Raw genomic sequence first — 20381 nt, forward strand, 5'->3', positions numbered from 1 at the left:
GGCTTGTGTCGTGGGGAGTCGATCGAGGCGCCGATCGTTGCGCGGACACGCATCGGAGTCCGGACGAACGCTAGTTGATGATCTCGCCGGTGCCGGTCTCGATGCGGATTCTGAGCTGCTGGATGAACGCCGGATCGTAGGGTTCCCAGCTATCGAGTTCGCCGACGATCTTCAAAGGCGATGTGCTTCGATACGATCGCGTCGGATTGCCCGGGAATTTCTTGTCCGTGACGTTCGGGTCGTTTTCGAATTCGCCGGTGGGTTCGACGATGTAGACGCGCGGCCGGCCGTCGCCTTTGGCCATTTCCGCCGCGAGGCCGGCGCCTTTGGGCAACGCCGTGAAGTAGATGTGATTCATCACGACGTCATCGCGATAATTCGATCGGAAGCCTGCCGTCAGCAAGTCGCCGATCCGCAAATCCGCTTTCGTGCCATGAAAAAACGGGCCGGTGTCCGAAATGGTCATGGTTTCTCCTTCCAAGAATCGCGCAACGGCTTCTACGCGCGCCGTGCGGCCGCCACCCGTGCAATCGCGCCGATCGCATCGCTGACGAGCACCGCGAGCAGCCCGACGATCACGCCGCCCTGCAGCACGAACGCGGTGTTCGACGTCTGCAGCCCCGCGATGATCACGTCGCCGAGCCCGCGCGCGGCGACCGTCGAGCCGATCGTCGCGGTGCCGAGATTGATCACGACCGCGAGCCGCACGCCGTTGATGATCACCGGAAACGCGAGCGGCAGCTCGACCGACACCAGTTGCTGCCAGCCGCTCATCCCCATCCCGCGCGCGGCATCGACGACGTCGCGCGGCACGTCCTCGAGCCCCGCGATCGTGCTTTCGAACACGGGCAGCAGGCCGTACAACACGAGCGCGATCAGCACGGGCTTCAAGCCGAAGCCGACGGCCGGCACCGCGAGCGCGAGCACCGCGACGGGCGGGAAGGTCTGGCCGATGTCGACGACGCTGCGCGCGACCGGCAGGAAATCCGCGCCCCACGGCCGCGTGACCGCGATGCCGGCCGCGACCGCGACGAGCGTGCCGATCACGCTCGACAATGCGACCGTGCCGAGATGCGCGAGCGTGAGGTCGAGCAGGCTCGCGCGATCGTAGATGACCGGCGCGCCGTTGTCCGCGAACGGCGCGAACAAGCCTTGCAGCCATGCGGGCCGCAGCAGCAGCACGAGCAGCAGCGCGAGCGCGGCCGCGCGTGCGAGGTAGGCGGGAAGGGCCGACCGCCCGGGCCGCGTGCTGCCGCGCGTCGTCATGCGGGCTTCCTTGCGTGCGCGCGGATCGCATCGAGCGTGATGCGGCGCGTGTTGCGGCCGTCGTCATCTTCCACCGGAAGCACATCGACACCGCGCCACAGCAGCTCCGACACTGCGTCGCGCAGCGTGCGCGTCGCGGCGATCGGTTCGCCATCGGCATGACCGGGTTCGGCCACCGCATCGATCGGCGTCAGCGCGAGCAGGCGCAGCGGCCGGTCGACGCCGGCGACCAACTGTTCGACGACGCCGGCTGCCGGCTTGCCGAGAATCTCGGCAGGCGTTGCGACCTGCAGCAGCCGGCCGCCGTCCATCACCGCGATCGTGTCGCCGAGCTTCAGCGCTTCCTCGATGTCGTGCGTGACGATCACGACGGTGATGCCGAGGCGGCGCTGCAATGCAAACAGGTCGTCCTGCGCCTTGTTGCGGATGATCGGATCGAGCGCGCCGAACGGCTCGTCCATCAGCAGCATCGCGGGCTCGGCCGCGAGCGCGCGCGCCACGCCGACGCGTTGTTGCTGGCCGCCCGACAGTTCATGCGGCAGCTTGTCCGCGAACTCGGCCGGCGGGAGATGGAACAGGTCGAGCAATTCGTTCACGCGCGCGTCGATGCGATCGGCCGGCCAGCCGAGCAGGCGCGGCACGGTCGCGATGTTGCGCGCGACGCTCCAGTGCGGAAACAGCCCGTGCCCCTGGATCGCATAGCCGATGCCGCGACGAAGCTGCTCGGGCGCCACGGTGGCCGTATCGACGCCGTCGATGCGGATCGTGCCGCTGGTGGGCGCGATCAGACGGTTGATCATGCGCAGCAGCGTCGACTTGCCGCTGCCTGATGCGCCGACGAGCGCGGTGATCGTGCCGCGCTTCATCGTCAGCGACACGTCGTCGACGGCGACGATATCGCCGAAGCGTTTGCCCGCACGTTCGATCTCGATCATCCTGCACGCCCCTTCGCGAGCGTGGTCGCGGCTTCGAATATGACGGCCGCCACCAGCGCGAGCGCGATCGTCGGGATCGCGCCGAGCAGCACGAGATCGGCGGCCGATTGCCCGATCCCCTGGAAGATGAAGGTGCCGAAGCCGCCGCCGCCGATCAGCGCGGCGACCGCGGTCAGCCCGATGTTCTGCACGAGCACGATGCGCACGCCGCTCAGGATCACCGGCAGCGCGAGCACGAGATCGACGCGCAGCAGCCGCTGCGCGCGCGTCATCCCCATCGCGCGCGCCGCTTCGGTCACGTGCGGCGGCACCTGGCCGAGCCCGACCACGACGCTCGACGCGATCGGCAGCAGCGAATACAGGAACAGTGCGAGCACGGCCGGTGCGACGCCGATGCCGCGGATGCCGAGCGCGGCCGCGAGCGGCACGTGTGCGGCGAGCAAGCCGAGCGGCGCCATCATCAGCCCGTACATCGCGATGCTGGGGATCGTCTGCACGATATTGAGCACGGGCATCGCGACGGTGCGCACCGCCGCGATGCGCGCGCAGGCGATGCCGAGCGGCACGCCCGCGACGAGCGCGGCGGCCACCGAGCCACCGGTGAGCGACACGTGCCGGATCGCCTCGATCCAGAAGTCGTCGCTGCGCACCGCGTATTCGCGCATCACCGAGAGGCCGTCCCACCAGCCGCTCGCGAGCGGCACCGAAATCGCTGCTATCGCGACGACGAGCGCGGCGAGACGCCGCCAGGGGCCGAACGCGAGCCGTGCGAGCGCATCCGCGACGAGCACGGCCCACGCGAACAGCAGCAGCCAGACGCCGGAGGAGGGCGATACGCGGGCGAGCGTGTCGTCAGGTGCCACGAGGTGCGTCGCGGCCGCGCCGACCGCGTACGCGAGCGTGGCGAGCCACGCGCAGCCGGCCATCAGGCGCCACGCGGGGCGGCTCGCCGTCATTGCCCACAGCGCGCCGACGATCCACAGCGCGGCGAGCCCGGCGCCCTGCAGGGCCGGCAGCGCGGCGAACACCGACAGGTCGGCGCCGGCCGCGATGCGGTTCGGCCGCAGCACCGCGAACGGCAGGCCGAGCACGGCGACGATCGTCAGGACCCCGATCAGGATGCCGACCTTGTCCGCCGTGATGCGCCGCGCGGACGCCGCCGCGCGACCCGTCATTTAACGAAGCCCTTCGCTTTCAGGTAGCTTTTCGCGACGCCGGCGGCCGGTTCGCCGTTGATCTGGATGCGCGCGTTCAGCGTCTGCAGCGTCTTCAGGTCGAGGCTCGCGAACACGGGCTTCAGGTAGTCGGCGATCTGCGGATGCGCTTTCAGCACGGCTTCGCGGATCACCGGCGCGGGGGCATAGACGGGCTGCACGTGCTTGTCGTCGTCGAGCACCGCGAGGCCGCTCGACGCGATGCCGCCGTCGGTGCCGTAGACCATCGCCGCATTCACGCCGTCGGTCTGGTTCGCGGCGGCCTTGATGGTTGCGGCCGTGTCGCCGCCGGACAGCACGACGAGCTGATCGGGCTTCAGCTTGAAGCCGTACGCCTTCTCGAACGACGGCAGCGCCGACGCGCTGTTCACGAATTCGGCCGACGCCGCGAGCTTCACCTTGCCGCCGCCGGCCACCCACTTGCCGAAATCGGAGAATGTCTTCAGGTGCTGCGACTGCGCGACCGGTGCGAGCACGGCGACGCCCCACGTGTTGTTCGCGGGCGCCGGGGTGAGCCAGACGAGATGGTTCGCCGCGTAGTCGAGTTGCTTCGCGGTGTCATAGCCCTGGCTCGCGTTCTTCCACAGCGGATCGTCCGCCTTGTTGAAGAAGAACGCGGCATTGCCGGTGTATTCGGGGTAGACGTCGATCTCGCCGCTCGTGAGCGCCTTGCGCACGATCGGCGTGGTGCCGAGCGCGATCTTTTCGGTGACGGGGATGCCGTGGGCCTTCAGCACCTGCGCGATGAGGTTGCCGAGCAGGTTGCCTTCGGTGTCGATCTTCGACGACACCACGACGGGCGTGTCGGCATGCGCGCCGGGCGCGACGATCGCGGCGGCGAACGCGAGGCCCATGATCCGGGCGGGCAGGGCGAGCTTCATACGGGCCAATCTCCAGGACGGGGGCGTACGCCGAAAGTTACTTGACTGAGCCGGCTTTGGCAAACCGCGTGCGGCGGCGTGCCCACAGCCCGTGTGGGGATTACCCGCATCCGTGTGGCAGGCTTGTTACACTGAATCCGTTCCCGCCTTGCCGACACTTCCTGACATGAAGCCCGAGTTGCTGGTTCTCATCGCATTGCGCGGTGACGCGCATCGCGAGATCGCCGCGTCGTTCGACGTGCGCTACGCCCCGACATCCGATGAACGCGAACGTGCGATCGCCGAACACGGCGGCACGATACGCGCGGTGCTGACCAACGGCAGCACGGGGCTCACCGCCGCCGAAATCGATCGCCTTCCGCAGCTCACGTTCGTCAGCGCGCTCGGCGCCGGCTACGAGCACATCGATGTCGCCCATGCCAAAGCGCGTGGCGTGACCGTGGTCACGGGCGCCGGCACCAACGACGATTGCGTCGCCGATCATGCGTTCGCGCTGCTGCTCGCGGCCGTGCGCAACGTCGTGCAGCTCGATGCGAAAACCCGCGCGGGCGTGTGGCGCGACGGCCTGGCGATGCCGCCGAACGTGTCGGGCAAGAAGCTCGGCATCGTCGGGCTGGGCAAGATCGGCGAGAAGTGCGCGCGCCGCGCGGCGGGCTTCGATATCGAGATCGGTTATCACAACCGGTCGCAGAAGAACGTCCCTTACCGCTATTTCGACCGCGTCGACGCGCTCGCGCAGTGGGCCGATTTCCTGATCGTCGCGACGCCCGGCGGCGCGGGCACGCGGTACCTGATCGATCGCGCGGTGCTCGACGCGCTCGGCCCTGGCGGATTCGTCGTCAACGTGTCACGCGGCAGCGTTGTCGATACCGCTGCTTTGGCGGAGGCGTTGCGCGAAGGGCGTATCGCGGGTGCGGGGCTCGACGTGTACGAAGGCGAACCCGAGCCGCCGCGCGCGCTGACGGATCTCGACAGCGTCGTGCTGACGCCGCACATGGGCGGCTGGTCGCCCGAGGCGCTCGATCGGTCGGTGCGGCAGTTCATCGACAATGCCGAGCGGCACTTTTCAGGGCGGCCGGTGTTGACGCCGGTGTGAGCGGCGCGGGACGATGATTCGCCGCCCACCGTTTCGCGCGTGATCGATGGTCGCGTGAGAGGCGCCACGCGATGGTCGACGGCGGAGGCGGAGTGCTATCGATCGATACGCAGCACGAGCTTTCCGGTCGTGCCGCCCGACTCGAGCGCCACATGCGCGTCGACGATCGCGTCGAGCGCATAGCTGCCCCCGATCAGCGGCTTCAGCGCACCGGTGGCCAGCAAGCCGAACAACTCGCCGAGCGTTTGCTGGACGACGCGATCGGTGAGGAACGCATGCAACGCGAAACCCGATAGCGAGCGGCAGCCGAAGATGAGCGCGTTCATCAGGCTGTCATCGACCGCGAGCAACTGGCCGCTTGCCGCGCCATAGGCGACGAAACGACCGTGCGGCGCAAGGCTGGACGCCAGCGTGCGGGCCACGGCGCCACCGATCGAATCGAACACGACGTCGGGGCCCGTGCCGCCGGTTGCGGCGCCGAGTCGATCGACCCACGCGTCGTCGCGATAACTCACGGCCTGATCGGCACCGAGCGCCCGCACCGTCGATAGCTTCTCCGTGGAACCGGCCAGGCCGACGATCGTCCTGGCACCGTCGAGTCTCGCCAACTGGATGAGCATCGAACCGACGCCGCCGGCCGCGGCGGTGATGGCGACGGATCGTGCGGCCACCGGCGTCTCGCGCAGCAGCATGCGGGCGACCAGCCCCTGCAGCATGACCGCGACGGCGTCGTCGTCCGAAACGGCGTCGGGAATCGCGACGACCAGCGGAGCGCGTACCGTCACATATTCGGCATAGCCGCCGGTTCCGCTCGTTGCGCCGAACAGCGCCGCGGCCACGCGATCGCCGGCCCGGAAGTCCCGCACGTTCGCGCCGACGGCTTCGACGGTGCCGACCGTTTCCGATCCCAATATCGCCGGCAACGCCGGCGCCGGGCCCGGATAGGTACCGGCGCGTTGCAGCGTTTCCGCGAAATTCAGTCCGATGCGCGTCACGCGCACGAGGACTTCATCGGGAGCCGGCGTCGGGCGCGCGATCACGACCGGCAGGAGTACGGACGGCGCGCCGAAACGATCGATCTGAATGGCATTCATGGTATTCACGGGAAAATCTCGCTGGATGCGGGGGCATTGCCCCCCGGGTGTGTGAGGTGTCGGGCAGGACGCGGCGTCGGCCGGATCACTCCGGCAGGGACGTTCGATCGCCGCGATCGAACGACGCGCGGCCCGCGCCATTCAGCACGAGCGCGAGCAGGCCGCCCGTCATCGACAGGTTCATCATGAAGAAGGTCTGCTGCGTCTGGTCGCCGCCGCTATGGAAGATCACCGCGGCGATGACCGAAAAGATCGCGAGCCCGAGCGCGGCGAGTCGCGTCATGAAGCCCGCGATCAACGCGAGGCCGCCGGCGACCTCGACGAAGATCACGAGCGGCAGCAGTGCCCCCGGTACGCCCATGTGCGCCATGTATTGCTCGGTGCCTGCGTAGTTGAAGATCTTGCTGATGCCCGCGCCGACGTAGACGCCGGCGATGAGGGTGCGCACCAGGACGGACAGGATGGCGTTGACGGCGGGCGTCTGCGTAGCGGTTCGGTACAGGGTGCGGTTGATCGATCGAATCATGGTGAGTCCTTGTTCGTGAGGCGGCGGATCGGCGATCCGCCGCCGTGTTCAGCGGTTCGGGTTCGGGGCCGCGCTCATGCGCGGAACGGCGGGTAGTCGGTATAGCCGGCTTCGCCGCCGCCATAGGCCATGGACATGTCCGCATGCGCGAGCGGCCGGTCGTGCCGGAAGCGTTCGGCAAGATCCGGGTTCGCGATGAACGGGTAGCCGAACGACACGAGATCGGCGTGGCCCGTGGAAAGCGCCGTTTCCGCGCGTGCTTTCGTATAGCCGTTGTTCGCGATGTAATGCCCGCCGAACGCGCGCTTGAGCGCGCCGTAGTCGAATGCGGGCACCGCGTCCGGTGCGGCCTGGGGGACGCCTTCGACGACATGGAGATAGACCGCGAGGCCGCTCAGCCGGTTGGCGAATCGCTCGAACAGCGTTTGCGGATCGCTATCCGCGATTCCACCGAAATGCGGCGTGACCGGAGAGATACGGATACCTAATCGATCGGGGCCTGAAACGAGGCCGACTGCGCGCACGACCTCGAGTGGCAGCCGAAGCCGGTTGTCGATCGTGCCGCCGTAGTCGTCGGTCCGGTGGTTCGTGCCGTCGCGCAGGAACTGGTCGAGCAGGTAGCCGTTGCCGGCGTGAATCTCCACGCCGTCGAACCCGGCCTGCAATGCGGCACGAGCGGCCAGCACGTATTGGTCGACGATGGCGGGCAATTCGGCGGTTTCGAGCGCGCGCGGTACCAGATACGGCTGCGGGCCCGTCGGCGTATAGGCGTCGCCGTCGGGCCGGATCGGCGACGGCGCGACCGGTCGTGCACCGTCCGGCTGCAGGTCCGGGTGACCGATGCGGCCGACGTGGGCCAGTTGCACGAAAATGCGGCCGCCTTCACGGTGTACCGCGTCGGTCACCTGTTTCCAGCCCGCGATCTGCGCATCGCTGTAGATGCCCGGCGTGAACGGATAGCCCTTGCCCTGCGGCGAGATCTGCGCGCCCTCGGTGACGATCAGGCCGGCCGAGGCCCGTTGCGCATAGTAGGTCGCGTTCATCGGGCCGGGCGCGTCGCCGGCACCGGCACGGCTGCGCGTCATCGGCGCCATCACGATGCGATTCCTGAGCGTGATGCGCCCGAGCTCGATCGGGTCGAACAGCGTAGGACGCGCAGGCGCCCGGGGCGGCGAGAGAAAGCGGTCGGTCGTCATGGTTCCATGTTCCTGTGACATTGAGGGGAGACTGTCGACGCGGGGGCGCCGCGATCGACATGGCGTGACAGGAATGTAGGGGATCGTTTCGATCGAAACAATTGGCTAGAATGGATCGTTAAAATCAATTTTCTGGATAGATCGTGGATCGCAGCCCCAATCTGGATCAGCTTCGTGCGTTCGTCGCCGTCGTCGAGGCCGGCAGTTTTTCAGGGGCGGCGCGTCGGCTCGGCAGGGCGCAATCGGTGGTGAGTTATGCGGTCGCCAGCCTTGAGGCACAGCTGGGCATGCCGTTGTTCGAACGCGGCAGGCGCCGTCCGCAGCTGACGGCGGCCGGCGAGGTCGTGCTCGCCGATGCGCGTCGGCTCGACATGCTGATGGGGCAGTTGCAGGCGAAGACGGCCGGTTTGCGGGGCGGCGTGGAAGCCGAGCTGTCGCTGGCCGTCGACGTGATGTTTCCGTTGCCGAAACTGGTCGAAGGGATGCAGGCGTTTGCCGAGGCGTTCCCGACCGTCGCACTCAACCTGGCGATCGAAGCGCTCGGCGGCGTCATGAAGCTGGTGCTCGACGGCGGCTGTGCGCTCGGCATCAGCGGCCCGATTCCGAACTGGCCGGATGCGATCGACGCGACCTCGATGGGGGCGATCGAGTTGCTGACCGTTGCGGCGCCCGTGCATCCACTCGGGTTGCGCGACCTGCCGATTCCGCTCTCGGAGGCGCGCGAACATACGCAGATCGTGCTCACCGACCGCAGCAAGGTCACCGACGGGCAATCGTTCGGAATCCATGCGACCCGCACCTGGAAGGTGGCCGACCTCGGCGCGAAACATCGGTTGCTGCTCGCCGGGCTGGGCTGGGGATCGATGCCGATGCATCTGATCGAGGACGATCTGCAGTCGGGCCGTCTCGTGCCGGTGCAACTGGCCGACCGGCGCACGTTCCGCTACGGACTGTCGCTGATCCGGCGTGCCGATCGCGCGAGCGGTCCGGCCGCGCAGTGGCTGATCGATTATTTGAGTCGTCAGGGCGATCCGAATGGCCGGCGGGCCTGACCCATGCCCAGCGGTGAGCGGCCGGGCAGGCCGCCCGGCCAGCCTTGCAATACGCGACGATTGAAGGCTGGCCGGACGTTCGGCCGTGTGAGCGACGCGCGCCGGCGGAAGCGCGTTCCGCGCGGCGCACGCCCGCTCAGGACGAAGCCAGCGGCACCGTCACCGACGTACCGGCCGGATCGAGCGTCAGCCCGGTGCCCGGCGTCGGCCGCAGCGTCGCCTCGTTGTCGCTCGACAGCACGACCAGCCCCAGCCGGTGGCCGGCTTCCAGCTTGTAGTCACGCGGCATGAACGTCAGCTTCAGGTCGTACGGCATGCCGGGCAGAACCGGCTGCGAGACCCACTCCGACACGCGGTTGCGCGGATCGGTCCACGCACGCGTGACGATCGTCGCCGTGCCGTCCGGCGCGCGGTCGACCAGCAGGGCCGTCACGTTGGCCACGGCCGTGAAGGTCAGCCTGACGCGCGCGGTCGCGGAACCGGACAGGCGTGTCGCGGCCGTGAGCGGCGCGGTTTCGAAGCGGCTGCGGTTCTCGCCCGTCGGCGCGTTCGCCAGCGTGAGCGCGGTGATGCGCGCATCGTCGGTGAAACGCGCGAGCGGGCCGCCGGTCGGCAGTCGCAGCAGCGTGCCGGTGCCTGCGCCGTCGCCACCCGCGAAATACGTGACCGGCGTGGCGTGGCGCGCGGCCCAGTCCGCTTCCTTCAGCAGCGTGCCGTCCGCCTGCTCGATCACCGCGCGCGGATCGCGTTCGACGCCGTTGTCGAAACCGATCAGGTAGCGCGTAAACCAGCGGTTCACTTCCGCGGTCCACGCATCGGCCATCGCCGGCACGCGGGTCGGGTCGGTGTGCTTCAGGCGATGCAGCCACAGCTGCGTCGGCACGCCCTGGCGCCGCATCGCGAGATGCCACAGCGTCGACTGGTCGACCCGCACGTTGTCGTCGGTGAGCCCCTGCGCGACGAGCGCCGGCGCGACCGCGTACGCGGTGGGGATATCGCGCGCGGCCCAGAACGGCGAATAGTCGCCGGTCTTGCGGTCTTCCTGCTGCAGCGCTTCGTCGATCAGGTGCGTGCAGCGCTCCGGATGCGCGTTCGTCAGCAGCGCCTTGATGTACACGTCGACGTCCTCGCCCTGATAGCCTTCCGGCGCACGCACGAGCCCGCCCGAGCGGTAGTAGCCGTACATGTTCGTCAGCCCGGCGACCGGCACGATCGCGTCGAGCCCGCGCGTGCGCAGGCTCGCGACCATCTTCGGCAGCGTGCCGTCGTACGACACGCCGTACATGCCGACGTGGCCCGTCGACCAGTTCGCGACGACCGTCTTGCCGTTCGCGTCCTTCGCGGTCGCGTCGCGGCCGAGCCAGCGGATCACCGAGGCCATCGCGACCGATTCGTCGCGGGTGAGGATCGTCGGGCAGCCGTCCGAGCCGGCTGTGCCGAGCGAATCCGCGTAGACGATCGTGAAGCCGCGCGGAATGAAGTAGCCCTCGATCCACGAGCGCCCGGCGGCGGCCGCCTCGACCTGCTGCAGCATCCGCACCTGCGGCGCGGCGGCCATGATGCGCGCGGAGGCGCCGGTCGCTGCCGTGGCCGCCGGATGCGGCGTGCCGTCGAGTTCGACGTCGACGTTGTGGTCGGGGCTGTCGGCGAGGCCCGCGTAGTACGGGCTCGCGAGCACGATGACAGGCGTGCGCGCGCCGTTCGCGGTTTCGGTCGGGCGCACGATGCGCACGTGGATGCGGTCGCGTTTGCCGTCGCCGTCGGAATCGACCGGCGTGTCGACCCACGCGTTCTCCTCGATCGTGCCGCCCGACAGCGACGGCTGCACCTGGCCGTTCGTGATCACGGGCCGATAGCGGCCGCCGCTGGCCGGGTTGGCGTACGGCACGCCCGACGGCGAAATGCGTGACGCGAGCGACTGCTTGTCGGCCGCCGACGCGGCGGCCCCCTCCTGTTGGCCCTGCGCGAGCGCGGAGGCGCCCGCCACGCTGCCGCCGTCGTCGCCGCCGCACGCGGCGAGCGTTGCGGCCGCAACGAGCGCGGGAAGCCACGCGCGACGCAATCCGGTTCGATGAATGTCCATTGTCGACCTCTTCTTGTGATTGTCTGGAACCGGACGGCCCGCGATATGCCCCCTGCGGCCGGCCGGGTGCTGCCTCGGATGAAACGGAACTGCACCTTCGAAAGCGCCGGGCGCGATGCCCGGGTGTCACGGCCGGTGTCGACGCGCGTCACGCATCGCGCAACCCGGCGAGCGTCGGAGCGATTGCATCGCCTCGACCGGAAAGCGTCAGCGCGGCGGCTGATTCGGGCCGCCCAGTCGAAGCGAGGCCGGCGGCACGACATGAATACAGGAGTGCGAATCAAATGCGGGCATGCCCGATCTTCCTTCAGGTTTCAGATGAAACGGAACGGCACGATGCGATGAGGCGGGGATGGTACGAACGGCGGTGCTGCAACGGCAGGAAAGCGCGACGCGAGTCGGCGGGGCCGGCCGGAATGCTTTCCGGAAGCTTGCGCAAAACTTATCTCAGTGAAATCTCGGTGTCAAACTTTTTTAGTTTGAGTCAAACAAAGTTTTAAAGCGTGCGAGGAGACGGACCGGCGATCGGTCTAAATTTCCGGGCAATCTGTCCGTAAACGGTAAAAAGCGGATTGAAAGGAGAGAGAGGGCATGACGACTTCAGTCACGGCAGCGAGCGGCCTTTCGCTCGTGCAGATGGCGCAGCAGGCTGCGCTCGACGGAGGCCGGCAGACGGCCGCGGCGGCCGGGCAAGCGCAGGACACGCCGATCACCATCCGGGCGCTGGACCAGGACGCGATGCACGCGGCGCGCATGAAGCAGATGTCGATCCTGGGCAACCTGTCGACGAAGCTGCGCGACGTCACCAGCCAGCTCGCGACGAGCCTGCACGAGATCATCGCGAAGCGGCCGGACCTGGCCGACGCGCAGTTCGACTTCATGACCGACAACGGCCAGATCAAGGTCGTGTCGAAGACGATGACGGAAAGCGATCGCGCGTGGGTGGAGTCGACGCTGAACGCGAACGCGGGCCTCGTGCTCGCGACGCGCGCGTTTCACCAGCAGGCCATCGACTTCGCGGAGCAGGGCGCGGCCGCCGTCGGCGAGACGTTCACGGACGATGATCGCAAGGTGGCCAGCCAGCGCGCCGACGCGGATTTCCGCTTCATGAAGGAGATGAATGCGTCCGTCGCGCGCAACCGGAAGTTCGACGAGGCCGGCGGGCATTTCACCACGCAGGACGGCACGCGGCTGGCGTTCGATCAGTCGGCCGGCACCGCGCGCGGCACGCTGGCGCTGCTGGATACCGACCGCCAGTTGTCGTCGGGTACGGCGATCTTCGTCGACGATTCCGGGCAGAAGACCTACGGCCGGCGTGCCGGCCTGATCGACGTCGGCTTCGGGGAGGCGTTCGAGAACATCCTGAACGGCCGCAACAGCATCGGCTTTCACGAGATCGCGTAGCCACGCGCGTCACGGAGCCCGACGCCGCGCGCCTATTCGTCGCGCAGCGCCTCGGCCGGCCGCACCCGCGCGGCGCGCCAGCTCGGGTAGAGCGTCGCGACGCACGACATCAGGAATGCGGCCGCGGCGATCTCGATCACGTCGGCCGTCGCGAGCTTCGACGGCAGCGAGCTGAGGAAGTACACGGACGGTGTCAGGAAGCGGATGCCGAGCACCTGCTCGATCGCGGGTAGCACCCACGGGATGCTCACCGCGATCGCGCAGCCGAGCACGACACCCGCGAGCGTGCCGGCGAGGCCGATCGTCATCCCCTGGATCGCGAAGATCTTCATGATCGACCCGGGCGGCGCGCCGAGCGTGCGCAGGATCGCGATGTCGCCCTGCTTCTGGGTGACGGTCATCACGAGCGACGACACGAGGTTGAACGCGGCGACCGCGACGATCAGCATCAGGATCAGCGACAGCATGCGTTTTTGCAGCCGTTCGGCCTCGAACCACGTGCGGTTCTGCCGCGTCCAGTCGCGGAGATAGAGGTTGCCCGACAGCGTGCGCGACAGTTCCAGTGCGACGTCCGGCGCGCGCTGCAGATCGTCGAGGCGCAGTCGGATGCCGGTCGGCGCACGCACGTTGAACAGCGTCTGCGCGTCACGGAGGTGGATGTAGGCGAGCGCGCTGTCGTACTGATAGTGGCCCGACTCGAACGTGCCGACGACGTTGAACTGCCGGAACCGCGGCAGCGCGTCGCCGATGCGCGCGGTGTTGCCGGGCGCGAAGAACGTGATGCGGTCGCCGATCTTCACGTGCAGCGCGTCGGCCAGCGCCGAGCCGAGCACGATGCCCATCTCGCCCGGCACGAGCGCGTCGAGCCGCCCGGTCTTCAGCTTGCGCGCGATCTCGGACACCCGCGGCTCCAGCACGGGATCGATGCCGCGCAGCGCGACGCCCGTCACGCTGCCCGCGTTCGTCAGCAGCGCCTGTGCGTCGACATAGGGCGCGACGGCGCGCACCGCCGGATTCTGCAGCGATTCGTGCGCGGTGAGCCGCCAGTCGGGCATCGCGCCCGTCGGCGAGAAGATTTCCACGTGGGCGAGCACCGACAGCATCCGGTCGCGCACTTCGGTCCGGAATCCGTTCATCACCGACAGCACGACGATCAGCGCGGCGACGCCGAGCGCGATGCCGGCCATCGCGGCGCCGGCAATGAACGACACGAAGCCGTCGCCGGCCGAGCGCCGGCCGCCGCGCGCATAGCGCAGCCCGATCTGCCATTCGAACGGGAGTTTCAAGCGGTTTCCTTTCATTTCGATTCGATCCTGCCGAGCCGCGCATTCTAGCGAACGCGGCGCCGCCGTGCGCAGAGGTTGCGCCGTGGACGACCGAGATCCGCCCGACCGGCCGGTCATCCGGCGGCGTTGCGCGCCGGCACACCGATATTTCCATCGTTTCGGGTCTGATCGATAATGGCGCCCAGCATCCGGTCGAACATATCAAGCAATTACGGCGCAACCGGGCCGCGCCGTCACAGACCCATAACAATTCGGGGAAGGTTGCCGCACCCGGCAGCATGTCCTTGACAAGGAAATAACAATGGATTTGCTGCGCTTCCTGCTGCTCCTGCCGATTCGCGTGGCGGGCTTCGTGTGGTGGCTGCTCGGCTGCGCGCTGCGGCCGCTGGTGGGCGACGTGTCGTGGACGGCGCCCGCATGGATGGGCGTGACCGCCGCGGCCGTGCGCCGCCGCCCGTGGCACGCCGGCGGCCTCGTGCTGCTCGCGGCCGCGCTCGGCTACGGCGGCTACTGGTTCAAGCATCGCCCGAAACCGCCCGAGCCCGCGACCGTCAGCTTCACCGTGAAGGCGCCGGCGATCACCACCTACGAGGTGGACGACACCGACAAGCCGAAGATCACCGTGCATCCGCTCGAAGTCGTGTTCGCGCAATCGGCGGCGCCGATCGAACAGGTCGGCAAGCCGGCCGGCGACGGCATCGAGATGACGCCTGCGCTGAAGGGCGCATGGGAGTGGGCCGACGACAAGACGCTGCGCTTCACGCCGGCGGCCGACTGGCCGGTCGGCGCGCACGTCGAGGTGCGTTTTGCGGTGCACCGGGTGTTCGCGCCGCAGGTGCTGATGCACGACGACCGTTTTGCTTTCGACGTGCCGGCGTTCGCTGCGACGGTCGGCAACAACGAGTTCTACCAGAACCCCGACAATCCGGCGGAGAAGCAGGCGCTGCTGCAGTTGCGCTTCAACTACCCGGTCGATCCCGCCGAGTTCGAGAAGCGCATCGGCCTCGTGCTGGTCGGCCGCGACGGCAAGAATACGACGCCGCTGCGCTACACCGTCAGTTACGACAAGATGAAGACGAGCGCATGGGTCCGCTCGCAGTCGCTCGAGATCCCGCTCAACTCGATGGCGGCACGGCTCGACGTCGACAAGGGCGTGAAGAGTGCGCGCGGCGGCAACGGCACGCCGGACGTGCTGCATGCATCGGTCGACGTGCCGGGGCTCTACAGCCTGTCGATCGACAACATCGCGCCGACGCTCGTCGACAACGAGCGCTACGAGCCCGAGCAGGTGCTCGTCGCGGAGGCATCCGACGGCGTGCGCAGCGCCGACCTGGCCGCGCGCGCCAAGGCGTGGGTGCTGCCGAAGCGCAAGCCGGGCGTCGACCAGTCGGACGACGATCCGCCGTACGAATGGAACGTGGCCGACATCAGCGACGCGGTGCTGAAGCAGTCGAAGCCGCTGGCACTCGACGTGGTACCGACCGAGAACGACTACGCGACGCTGCAAAGTTTCAAATATCACGCGACGCCGGGGGATCGCATCTTCGTGCGGTTCGCCGAAAACCTGAAATCCGCCGGCGGCTACCTGCTCGCCGAGCCGGTGACGACCGCGTTCACGGTGCCCGACTATCCGAAGCTGCTGCGCTTCATGGCTGACGGCTCGCTGCTGTCGATGAGCGGCAGCAAGCGGCTGTCGGTCGTGTCGCGCAACCTGCCGGGGATGAAGGTCGAGATCGGCCGCGTGCTGCCCGACCAGATCCAGCATCTCGTGAGCTTCAACAACGGCACGTATGCACGGCCCGAGCTGTCGTATTCGTTCAGCGAGGATCACATCGTCGAGCGCTTCGTGCAGACGCGCGCGTTCCCGGCCGGCGACCCCGGCAAGGCGCACTACGAAGGCATCGATCTCGGCCAGTACCTGAAGGGCGGCAAGCGCGGCGTGTTCCTGCTGCACCTGACGAAATACGATCCGGCGGCGGAGAAGAAGAAAGCCGACGATGCGAAGGACAGCGATGCATCGTCCGGCGACGGCAGCCAGGATCAGTCGGACAACGCCGATTCGGGCGACAGCAGCGGCAATGGCGACGACAACGACAGCGCGCTCGGCGACACGCGCCTGATCGTCGTGACCGATCTCGGGATGCTGGTGAAGAAGGCGCTGGACGGCAGCCAGGACGTATTCATCCAGTCGATCCGCACCGGCAAGCCGGTTGCGGGCGCAACGGTGTCGGTGCTCGCGGTGAACGGCCAGGCGCTGTTCACGCAGACCACGAGCGCCGACGGCATCGTGCATTTCCCCGCGTTCAAGGGGCTCGACCGCGAGAAGCGGCCGCAGCTGTACGTCGTGAAGAAGGACACCGACCTGTCGTTCCTGCCGGTGGCCGGGCGCGATCGCCAGCTCGACTTCTCGCGTTTCGACGTCGACGGCGAGCGCAACGCGACGGGCCAGGGGCAACTGTCCGCGTACCTGTTCTCGGATCGCGGGCTGTATCGGCCCGGCGATCCGTTCCACATCGGCCTGATCGTGCGCGCGGCGAGCTGGGCGCGCAGCCCGGCCGGCGTGCCGCTGCAGGCGGAGATCGTCGACCCGCGCGGGATCACCGTCGAGCGCAAGCCGGTGACGGTCGACGCGACCGGCTTCACCGAGCTCGGCTATACGACGGCCGAAACGGCGCCGACCGGCACGTGGACGGTCAACCTGTATATCGTCAAGGACGGCCAGCCCGGTGCGGAGCCGATCGGCAGCACGACGGTGCAGGTGAAGGAGTTCCTGCCCGACCGGATGAAGGTCGACGCGAAGCTGTCGCAGCAGGTCGTCGAAGGATGGGTGAAGCCGAAGGGGCTGAAGGGCATCGTCGATGCGCAGAACCTGTTCGGCACGCCGGCGGAGAAGCGCCGCGTCGCGGCGACGCTGACGCTGCGCCCGGTGTGGCCGTCGTTCCGCAGCTGGCAGGGCTATCACTTCTTCGATGCCCGCCGCGCGAAGGAGGGCTATACGACGACGCTGCAGGACGGCACGACCGACGACAAGGGCCATGCGGAGTTCGACCTCGATCTCGACAAGTACGCGGACGCGACCTACCAGCTCTACTTCCAGGCGAAGGCCTATGAAGCGGAGGGCGGGCGCAACGTCGCCGCGAACGCGCAGACGCTCGTGTCGAACAACGACTGGCTCGTCGGCTACAAGTCGGTCGACGATCTCGGCTACGTGAAGCGCGGCAGCCCGCGCACGGTGCGGCTCGTCGCGATCGATCCGAACGCGAAGGCGATCGACGTGAAGGACCTGCGCGCGCAGCTCGTCGAGGAGCGCTACGTGTCGGTGCTGACCAAGCAGGATTCCGGCGCGTACAAATACGATTCGCGGCTGAAGGAAGTGCCGGTCGACGACAAGCCGCTGGCGATTCCGGCGGCTGGGCTCGACTTCACGCTGCGCACCGACAAGCCGGGCAGCTATGCGCTCGTGATCCGCAACGCGGCCGGCGCCGCGGTGAACCGGATCGAGTATTCGGTCACGGGCGACGCGAACGTCACGCGCTCGCTCGACCGCAATGCGGAGTTGCAGGTGACGCTCGCGAAGCACGACTACAAGCCGGGCGAGCAGGTCGAGATCGCGATCCGCGCGCCTTACGCGGGCAGCGGCCTGATCACGATCGAGCGCGACAAGGTGTATGCGCACGCATGGTTCCATGCGGACACGACGAGTTCGATCCAGCACATCACGGTGCCGGCCGGCTTCGAGGGCAACGGCTACATCAACGTGCAGTACATTCGCGATCCGTCGTCCGATGAAATCTTCATGAGCCCGCTGAGCTACGGCGTCGTGCCGTTCTCGGTGAACCTCGATGCGCGCCGCAACGCGGTATCGGTCGATGCGCCGGCGCTCGTGAAGCCAGGCGACACGGTGAATTTCACCGTGCATTCGGCGAAGCCCGCGAAGGTCGTCGTGTTCGCGGTGGACGAGGGCATCCTGCAGGTCGCGCGCTACAAGCTCGGCGATCCGCTGAAGTTCTTCTTCCGCAAGCGGATGCTCGAAGTCGGCACGTCGCAGATCCTCGACCTGATCCTGCCGGACTTCGAGAAGCTGATGGCGATGGCCGCGCCCGGCGGCGACGCCGACGATGCAATCGGCCGCCAGTTGAACCCGTTCAAGCGCAAGCGCGACAAGCCGGTCGTCTACTGGTCGGGGATCGTCGACGTGAACGGCGACACGCGGCTGAGCTACACCGTGCCCGACTACTTCAACGGCAAGCTGCGCGTGATGGCCGTGTCGGTGTCGCCTGACCTGGTCGGTACGTTCGAAGGCGCGACGACGGTGCGCGGCGATTTCGTGCTGTCGCCGAACGTGCCGACGACGCTTGCGCCGGGTGACGAGGCCGACGTCAGCGTCGGTGTCGCGAACAACCTGACGGGCGTCGGCAACCAGCCGGTGCCGGTCGCGGTCACGCTGAAGACGGGGCCGCAGTTGCAGGTGATCGGGCCGGCCACGCAGAACGTCGCGCTCGCGCCGCAGCACGAGGGTGTCGCGATGTTCCGCGTGAAGGCGACCGACACGCTCGGCTCGGGTTCGCTGTCGTTCGGCGCGCGTTATGGCGCGAAGGGCGCGCAGCAGCGCGTCGACGTGTCGGTGCGGCCGGCCGCCGCGTTCCGCACGCAGCTCGACATCGCACGCCTCGATCCGGGCAAGAAGGCGAGTGTGCCGAACCTGCGATCGATGTACGACGCGTATGCGTCGCGCGACGCGAGCATCTCGACCGCGCCGCTCGTGCTGTCCGAAGGGTTGTCGTCGTATCTCGTCAACTTCGAGCACACCTGCAGCGAGCAGCTGGTGAGTGCGGCCGTGCCGCGCGTGTTCGCGGCGAAGTGGCTGTCGGTGCGGGCGCTGACGAGCGCGATGCATGCGACCGACGCCGGTGCCGACGCGACGAACGCGGCGGCGATCACGCAGTTCCTTGGGGTGCTGCGCAGCCGGCAGAACGCGCAGGGCGGCTTTGGCCTGTGGAGCGCGACGCCGGACGCCGATCCGTTCGTGTCCGCGTACGCGATGCACGTGCTGCTCGACGCACGCGAGCGCGGCATCGCAGTGCCGAAGGACACGCTCGACGCGGGCAACCAGTATCTGCAGAAGCTCGCGGCGAACGATTCGCTCGGCTCGCTCGACCTGCTGCGGCAGCGCGCGTACGCGGTGTATCTGCTGACGCGCCAGGGCAACGTGACGACCAACAGCCTCGCGGCCGTGCAGAAGCGGCTTCAGGATGCGTATCCGAACGACTGGAAGAACGATCTCGCGGCCGCATGGCTTGCCGCGTCGTACCAGCTGCTGAAGCAGGACAAGGAGGCCGCGGCGCTGATCGCGGGCCCGCAGGCGCTGCTCGAGCGCAAGCGCGCGTCCGACGGCGGCGACGTGACGGGCTACTACCTGGATCCGTTGACGCGCGACGCGAGCGTGCTGTACCTGATCGCGAAGCACTTCCCCGAGCGCGTACGCAAGCTGTCGCCGCGCGCGATGGACAACCTCGCCGCGCCGCTCGTCGACAATCGCTACAACACGCTGTCGTCGGCGATGACGATCCTCGCGCTCGATGCGTACGCGGCGTCGAGCGCGGGCCAGCTCGACCAGCTCGCGATCGACGAAGTGCGCGCGGGCGCCGCGCCGAAGGACGTGTCGTCGATCCAGGCGAATCTCGTGCGTTCGGGCACGTGGTCGGCCGGTGCGTCGCGCGTCGACTTCGTGAACGGCAGCACGCTGCCTGCGTGGTGGATCACGAGCCAGTCGGGCTACGACCGCGGCACGTCGACGAAGGCGATCAAGAACGGGCTGGAGATCGTGCGCGACTACACCGGTACGGACGGCAAGCCGCTCGACAAGATCACGGTCGGCCAGGAGATCGACGTGCACCTGAAGATCCGTGCGACGGGTTCGGCGAGCGTCGGCAACATCGCGATCGTCGATCTGTTGCCGGGCGGCTTCGATCCGGTCATCGCGCCGCCGCCCGTCACCGACACGCAGGAGGGCGACAGCAACGGCGACGGCGGCGCGTCGGCGCCGGTGGCCGATGCACCGTGGCGTTCGCCGATCGGCGTGAAGGGTTCCACGTGGCAGCCGCAGTTCGCGGACGTGCGCGAGGATCGCGTGGTGATCTACGGCACCGCGACGACCGACGTGCGCGAGTTTGTCTACCGGATCAAGGCGAGCAATGCGGGCCGCTTCATCGCGCCGCCGGCCTACGGCGAGTCGATGTACGACCGCCGCTTGCAGGCCCAGGCGCCCGGCGGGTCGACCCTGACGGTGGAGCGCGTGCGATGACGATGGGGCTGCAACGTCGTTGCCGGCCGCGCCGGGTGCGAGGA

The 20381-nt window shown here is 68.2% G+C and carries 14 protein-coding genes; 4 read left to right on the forward strand and 10 right to left on the reverse strand.

Annotation, left to right across the window (positions count from 1 at the left end; genetic code table 11):
• Window positions 1-70: 70 nt before the first annotated feature.
• From arr to CFB47_RS20665, 5 genes are read right to left on the reverse strand one after another with little or no spacing between them, the layout of a single operon-like run.
• Window positions 71-466 (reverse strand): NAD(+)--rifampin ADP-ribosyltransferase, encoded by a 396-nt coding sequence (arr, locus tag CFB47_RS20645; RefSeq protein WP_089458810.1) that lies wholly within the window; start codon window positions 464-466, stop codon window positions 71-73.
• A gap of 32 nt (window positions 467-498) precedes the next feature.
• Entirely contained in the window at window positions 499-1266 is a 768-nt protein-coding gene (locus CFB47_RS20650; protein ID WP_089462117.1) for an ABC transporter permease, read from the reverse strand.
• The gene (locus CFB47_RS20655) at window positions 1263-2201 is read right to left on the reverse strand and encodes an ABC transporter ATP-binding protein (RefSeq protein ID WP_089458808.1); all 939 of its coding nucleotides are present in this window, start codon (window positions 2199-2201) and stop codon (window positions 1263-1265) included. The genes CFB47_RS20650 and CFB47_RS20655 overlap by 4 nt, the downstream gene beginning before the upstream one ends.
• Window positions 2198-3376, reverse strand: coding sequence for an ABC transporter permease (locus CFB47_RS20660; protein ID WP_089462118.1), 1179 nt, complete (start codon window positions 3374-3376; stop codon window positions 2198-2200). Before CFB47_RS20660 ends, CFB47_RS20655 begins: the two co-directional genes overlap by 4 nt.
• The gene (locus CFB47_RS20665; RefSeq protein WP_089462119.1) at window positions 3373-4296 is read right to left on the reverse strand and encodes an ABC transporter substrate-binding protein; all 924 of its coding nucleotides are present in this window, start codon (window positions 4294-4296) and stop codon (window positions 3373-3375) included. Before CFB47_RS20665 ends, CFB47_RS20660 begins: the two co-directional genes overlap by 4 nt.
• A gap of 166 nt (window positions 4297-4462) precedes the next feature.
• Between CFB47_RS20665 and CFB47_RS20670 the strand changes: the two genes are divergently transcribed.
• Complete coding sequence (locus tag CFB47_RS20670) at window positions 4463-5392, forward strand: 2-hydroxyacid dehydrogenase (protein ID WP_089462120.1); 930 nt, start codon at window positions 4463-4465, stop codon at window positions 5390-5392.
• Window positions 5393-5487: 95 nt separating this feature from the next.
• On the opposite strand, the gene CFB47_RS20675 is transcribed toward CFB47_RS20670, so the two are convergent.
• The 3 genes from CFB47_RS20675 to CFB47_RS20685 all read right to left on the reverse strand — a co-directional run bounded on the left by CFB47_RS20675 (window position 5488) and on the right by CFB47_RS20685 (window position 8208).
• Entirely contained in the window at window positions 5488-6495 is a 1008-nt protein-coding gene (locus CFB47_RS20675; RefSeq protein WP_089462121.1) for a zinc-binding dehydrogenase, read from the reverse strand.
• Window positions 6496-6571: 76 nt separating this feature from the next.
• Window positions 6572-7012, reverse strand: coding sequence for a DoxX family protein (locus tag CFB47_RS20680; RefSeq protein WP_089441722.1), 441 nt, complete (start codon window positions 7010-7012; stop codon window positions 6572-6574).
• Window positions 7013-7086: 74 nt separating this feature from the next.
• Window positions 7087-8208: an alkene reductase gene (locus CFB47_RS20685; RefSeq protein ID WP_089462122.1), complete on the reverse strand. Its 1122-nt coding sequence runs from the start codon at window positions 8206-8208 to the stop codon at window positions 7087-7089.
• A gap of 143 nt (window positions 8209-8351) precedes the next feature.
• On the opposite strand from CFB47_RS20685, the gene CFB47_RS20690 reads away from it, so the two are divergent.
• Window positions 8352-9260, forward strand: coding sequence for a LysR family transcriptional regulator (locus CFB47_RS20690; protein ID WP_089458802.1), 909 nt, complete (start codon window positions 8352-8354; stop codon window positions 9258-9260).
• A 136-nt stretch (window positions 9261-9396) separates the two neighbouring features.
• Here CFB47_RS20690 and CFB47_RS20695 read toward each other — a convergent pair whose 3' ends face one another.
• A complete protein-coding gene (locus CFB47_RS20695; protein ID WP_089462123.1) occupies window positions 9397-11343 on the reverse strand; it encodes a Xaa-Pro dipeptidyl-peptidase in 1947 nt (648 codons plus the stop codon).
• A 591-nt stretch (window positions 11344-11934) separates the two neighbouring features.
• On the opposite strand from CFB47_RS20695, the gene CFB47_RS20700 reads away from it, so the two are divergent.
• Window positions 11935-12747: a hypothetical protein gene (locus tag CFB47_RS20700; protein WP_089462124.1), complete on the forward strand. Its 813-nt coding sequence runs from the start codon at window positions 11935-11937 to the stop codon at window positions 12745-12747.
• Between the two features lie 32 nt (window positions 12748-12779).
• Here CFB47_RS20700 and CFB47_RS20705 read toward each other — a convergent pair whose 3' ends face one another.
• The gene (locus tag CFB47_RS20705) at window positions 12780-14048 is read right to left on the reverse strand and encodes a lipoprotein-releasing ABC transporter permease subunit (protein WP_089462125.1); all 1269 of its coding nucleotides are present in this window, start codon (window positions 14046-14048) and stop codon (window positions 12780-12782) included.
• Between the two features lie 286 nt (window positions 14049-14334).
• Here CFB47_RS20705 and CFB47_RS20710 point away from each other — a divergent pair, with 286 nt between their 5' ends.
• Entirely contained in the window at window positions 14335-20337 is a 6003-nt protein-coding gene (locus tag CFB47_RS20710; RefSeq protein ID WP_089462126.1) for an MG2 domain-containing protein, read from the forward strand.
• The last annotated feature ends 44 nt before the right edge of the window (window positions 20338-20381 follow it).

Source organism: Burkholderia sp. AU27893 (assembly GCF_002223205.1).
Classification (GTDB): domain Bacteria; phylum Pseudomonadota; class Gammaproteobacteria; order Burkholderiales; family Burkholderiaceae; genus Burkholderia.